The sequence below is a fragment of the Candidatus Dormiibacterota bacterium genome (genome assembly GCA_036495095.1).
GTDB lineage: Bacteria > Chloroflexota > Dormibacteria > Aeolococcales > Aeolococcaceae > CF-96.
Window position 1 is genome coordinate 1 of sequence record DASXNK010000055.1, and the last position, 5,129, is coordinate 5,129.

Sequence of the window (5,129 nt, forward strand, 5' to 3'; positions counted from 1 at the left end):
TGCGCCGGCCGCTGCTCGACGCGATCGAGCACGACGGCCCGGTGGTCCTGCTGATCGACGAGATCGACCGCGCCGATGACGAGTTCGAGGCATTCCTGCTCGAGTTCCTGTCCGACTTTGCGGTGACGATCCCGGAGCTCGGCACGGTCACCGCCAGCCATCGCCCGGTCGTGGTGCTGACCTCGAACCGGACCCGGGAGCTCCACGACGCGCTCAAGCGGCGCTGCCTCTACCACTGGATCGACTATCCCGAACCTGAGCGCGAGCGGGAGATCGTCCGGTCGCGGATCCCGGGCGTGCCCGACGAGATCGCCGCGCGGGTGGTCGCGGCGGTCGGACGGCTGAGGGAGCACGGCGACCTCTACAAGCTGCCCGGCGTCGGCGAGACTCTGGTCTGGGCCCGGGCGTTGCTGGCGCTCGGTCCGGACGCGGACCTCGACGAGACGCTCGGCGCGGCGCTCAAGGTTCACGAGGACGTGGTGCGGGTGCGCGACCGGAAGGTGCTCGAGGGTGTCTGAGCTGCCGATGCTCGACAGCCTCGGCGCCCTGTCCGCGGTTCTCCGCGCGCAGGGCTCGAGGGTGGGGGTCGGGGAGCTCCTCGCCGCGCATCGCGCGCTCGCCGCGGTCGACTCCAGCTCGCGAGAGGACTCGCGGCTGGCGCTCCGCGCGGTGCTCTGCTCGGATCGGGCCGACATCCCGCGCTTCGACCTCGCCTTCCAGGCGGTGTTCGGATCCGGCCAGGCGCTCGTCGACCAAAACCCGCTCGAGGAGCTCGGCGCAGTGGCTCGCGCCGCGCTGCCGCGCGCGGCGGTTCCGGGCGGCCGCGCCCCTGAGCTTCAGCTCGCCGAGGAGCCGAAGGCGGTGCCGGCGGCCTGGAGCGACGTCGAGCTGCTGCGCGAGAAGGATTTCGCCCAGTACACCGAGACCGAGATGGCGATCGCCCAGGAGCTGATCGCGCGATTGGCCCGGCGAGGTCCGACCCGCCTCTCACGCCGTACCCGGCCGGCGCGCCGCCGCCGCGGCCACCGTCCGGACCTCCGGCGGGTGGTCCGCTCGTCGCTTCGCACCGGCGGCGAGCCGGTCCATCGTCACTGGCGCGCGCCGCGCACCCGGCCGCGGCCGGTGGTGCTCGTGTGCGACGTGTCCGGCTCGATGACTCCCTACGCGCGGATGCTGCTGCAGTACCTGCAGGCATCGGTGGCGGCGCGACGGCGGGTCGAGGCGTTCGCGTTCGGGACGCGACTGACGCGGATCACCAACGAGCTCGAGGGGCGTGATCCCGACCGCGCGCTGGCGCGCGCGGCCGCGGCGGTCGCCGACTTCTCCGGGGGGACCCGGATCGGCGCGGCCCTGGCCGAGCTCAATCGCCTGCACGGGCGCCGGATCGGCCGCGGTGCCGTGATCGTGATCCTGTCCGACGGATGGGACCGGGGTGATCCGCAGCTGCTGGGGGTGGAGATGGCCCGTCTGCGACGTAGCGCGCACCGGCTGGTGTGGCTGAACCCGCTGGCCGCTCACCCGGACTTTGAACCGTTGACGCGCGGCATGCGCGCCGCGGTACCACACACCGACGAGCTCCTGGCGGGCAACTCGCTTGCCTCGCTGCAGGAGCTCGCCAGCATTCTCGAGGAGATCTGACCGTGAGAGACGTGTTGCCTGAGATCAGTCAATGGGAAGAGCGCGGCGACCGGGTCGCCGTCGCCACGGTGGTGGGGGTGCAGCGTTCGGCTCCCCGGGCGCCGGGAGCGAAAATGGCCGTGAGCGAGCGCGGCGAGATCGCCGGCGGCGTGTCGGGCGGTTGCGTCGAAGGCGCCGTGGTCGAGATCGCCGAGCAGGTGATGGGCGGCGCGCCGCCCCAGCTGGTGCACTTCGGAATTGCTGACTCGGAGGCGTGGGACGTGGGGCTTCCGTGCGGCGGCGAGATCGACGTGTGGATCCAGGAGCGAAGGCCGAGCCGGTTTGAGGAGATCGCCCGGGAAGGCGGCCGGGCGGCCGAGGTAACCGTCGTCGAGGGACCGCAGCTCGGCGCCAAGCTCGGCATCGACGCCGATGGCGGGCGCTGGGGCTCGCTCGGGTCGCCCGAGCAGGACGACGAGGCGACCCGGATCGCCGGTGAGCTGCTGTGGAGCGACGCGTCGGAGCGCCGCGGCCCGCTGTTCATCGATGTGACCTTCCCGCCACCGCGGTTGATCCTGTTCGGGGCGGTGGACATCGCTGCGCACCTGTGCACGCTGGCGAAGGGCTGCGGTTGGAGGCCGTACGTCGTCGACCCGCGCGCACGGTTCGCGACGCCGGACCGGTTTCCCGACGCGGTCGAGGTGATCGCCTCCTGGCCCGACGAGGCGTTCGCGCGCCTCGGCGGGATCGACCCCGCGACGTCGATCGTCGTCCTCACCCACGACCCCAAGCTCGACGATGCGGCGCTGACGATCGCGCTGCGGTCTCCGGCACGGTTCGTCGGCGCGATGGGTTCGCGCCGGGCGCAGGCATCGCGCCGCGAGCGGCTGCTGGCCGCGGGGATGACCGACGAGGAGCTCGAGCGGCTGTCGGCCCCGGTCGGATTGGACCTGGGGGCGATCGGGCGTGAGGAGACGGCCCTGTCGGTGCTGGCCGAGGTGGTCGCCGCGCGCCACGGCCGCGACGGCGGCCGGCTGGCGACGGGAGGAGGGCGGATCCACCAGGTGCCGGCGTGATCGGCGGCCTCATCCTTGCCGCCGGCGAAGGCACCCGCTTCGGGTCTGAGCCGAAGCTGTTAGCCGAGCTCGGCGGACGGCCGCTGCTCGAGCACGCCGTGCGCGCTCAGTGTCGCGTTCCCGCACTCGAGCGGGTCGTCGTCGTGCTCGGCGCCCATGCCGACCGGCTGCTCGCGGAGGTGGACTTCATGCGTGCGGAGCCGGTCGTGTGCGACACCTGGGCGGAGGGCCAGTCGGCGTCGCTGCGGCGCGGCCTGCGGGAGTTACAAGAGGCTTCGAAGGTGATCGTGACGCTCGGCGACGAGCCGTTGATCACGAGTGAGACCGTCGCCCGCTTCGCCGCCGAGCCGCCGGGCACGCAGGCTGTCTACGATGGCCGCCCCGGCCACCCGGTGGTGCTCGGTCCAGATCAGCTCCGGGCTCTGCTGGGGCTGACCGGCGACCGTGGTGCCCGCGACCTGCTGGCAGGCGGACCAAAGATCGAGCTTGGTGATCGACGCGGGATGGGCCGCGACGTCGATACAACCGAAGACCTGGAGAGGATGCGCAATGAAGCTAGAGCAGTCGTTTGAGGTCGAGGCGCCGCTGGAACAGGTGTGGGCGGCATTGATCGACGTCGAGCGGGTCGCGCCGAACCTGCCCGGTGCCGCGGTCACGGGCCGCAACGACGACGGCACCTACAACGGCACGTTCACGATCAAGATCGGCCCGACGACCGCGTCCTACACGGGGAAGCTCGAGATGCAGAACGTCGACGAGGGGTCCCATAGCGCGACGATGTACGCCCAGGGATCGGACCGGCGTGGGCAGGGAGGGGCGACCGCCACGATCTCCTCGAGGCTAACCGCGCTGGGCGACCGCACGCGCGTCGAGGTCGCGACCGACTACCACATCACCGGCAGGCTGGCCAGGTTCGGGCGTGGCGGGATGATCGAGGACATCTCCGAGCGCCTGCTGCGCGAGTTCGCGAGCCGCCTGCAGTCCTCGCTGGCGGGAGGGCCACCGACCGTGGAGCACCAGGCGGATGTCGCCGATCAGGTGCCGGCAGCGGGCCCGCCCGCGGAGTCCGAGCAACCCACGAACGAGACGGCCATCACCCCGGCCGTTGAAGCGGAGGCGGAGGCAGCGGCCCCGCCGCCAACCGAGGTGGCCGAGGCGGTGGAGGCGGTACCGCCGCCGACTGAAGCGGTGCCACCGACCGAGACGGTCCCGCCGACCGAGGCGGTCCCGCCGCCACCACCGCCGACCGAGGCGGTCCCGCCGCCACCAGCGCCGACCGGGGCCGGACCGCCGCCACCACCGCCTCCCGGAGCCGGACCACCGCCACCGCCGCCCCCCGGGGCCGGACCACCGCCGCCACCTCCACCTCCGCCGCCTCCACCGGCCGACTCGGCTCCCCCCGTCCAGGGGCTGTCGCTCGTCGGCGGGGTCGTGCTGAGCCGGATCAAGCGAAACCCGGCCCCGTTGATCGGCGTGATCGCTGGGCTGGTGTTGCTGCGGCTGCTGTTCCGGAAGCGCTAGACAACCGCGCCGCCCCAGCCGGGTGCGACGTGTGTTCGCTTTTAACCCGCGGTGGGTGTCGCTTTAACCCCGCACGCCGGCGCTTGGTTGTGGCGAGGTCACAACAGCGCGGGGCACGCGAGCGGCACCGTCGGGAACCTTGGCGATTTAACGTCGTATAGGTCAGGTACGGCTCCCAAGTTCGCTCGGCCTCATCGGTGCCATTGTGGGCGAATCACAACGCCGGCGATTGTCGCGACACCCAGCGCGGCTTGCAGGGCTGTAGGCGGCCATTCGAGCGCCTCGGGCTGCGGGTCGGCGGTGAGACACCAGCAATGCCGGCGGGACGGTGGTGGTCGACCGACGGCGCGGAAGAGGTCAATGCTGGCGCTCGACCAGTTCGTACGCGTGGTGGCGCCGGTGGCCCCGGATGGCTGTGCGGGCCGCGGCGCGGATGGCGGGGGGACGGGTTGCGCGGGCGCGGGTCCCGCCGGGCGCCGCCGTCATCCTCCGTGGGCGGTGTCTGGCGCGACTCGTGCCTGACCGCCCACCAGACGATGAACAACAGCGCGATCAGCGGGACTTCGCCCGACAGCGTCATCCATAGAAATATCGAAGTCATCCCGGCGCCGATCCTTGCTGAGCTGAACTCAGGGTGAAGCGGCGCGGCCAGCCGGTGGAGCTGATGGCCGCGAGTAGGAGCGGTTGGGCGAGCCAGCCGCGGAGGGCCATTGGGGTGCCGGCGCCGTCGGGGGTGCGGAATGCCGGGACGGCTCGCCACGGTGGGCGAAGGCTCAATGGGCGAGCTGCATCGCTGAAAGAGCGGGTTACTGATTGCGGGGAAAGCTCAGCTGGGGTCGAGCTCATCAGCGTGCTCGTCGGTCTCGTTTAGTAGTCGGAGGGTGGCGTGAAGGACAGCGGCGGTGATGGCGAGCA

General features: G+C 71.9%; 5 protein-coding genes. All 5 read left to right on the forward strand.

The window, feature by feature from the left end:
- On the forward strand, positions 1-518 hold a 518-nt coding region (locus VGL20_05660; GenBank protein HEY2703158.1), incomplete at its 5' end, for a MoxR family ATPase.
- 151 nt (positions 519-669) lie between these two features.
- Positions 670-1,638: a VWA domain-containing protein gene (locus VGL20_05665; protein HEY2703159.1), complete on the forward strand. Its 969-nt coding sequence runs from the start codon at positions 670-672 to the stop codon at positions 1,636-1,638.
- A 2-nt stretch (positions 1,639-1,640) separates the two neighbouring features.
- On the forward strand, positions 1,641-2,693 hold the full coding sequence (locus tag VGL20_05670; protein HEY2703160.1) for an XdhC/CoxI family protein: 1,053 nt from the start codon (positions 1,641-1,643) through the stop codon (positions 2,691-2,693).
- On the forward strand, positions 2,690-3,265 hold the full coding sequence (locus VGL20_05675) for a nucleotidyltransferase family protein (GenBank protein HEY2703161.1): 576 nt from the start codon (positions 2,690-2,692) through the stop codon (positions 3,263-3,265). Before VGL20_05670 ends, VGL20_05675 begins: the two co-directional genes overlap by 4 nt.
- Positions 3,183-4,214 carry an SRPBCC family protein gene (locus VGL20_05680; GenBank protein HEY2703162.1) on the forward strand — a complete coding sequence of 344 codons (1,032 nt, stop codon included), beginning with the start codon at positions 3,183-3,185 and terminating at the stop codon, positions 4,212-4,214. The genes VGL20_05675 and VGL20_05680 overlap by 83 nt, the downstream gene beginning before the upstream one ends.
- The last annotated feature ends 915 nt before the right edge of the window (positions 4,215-5,129 follow it).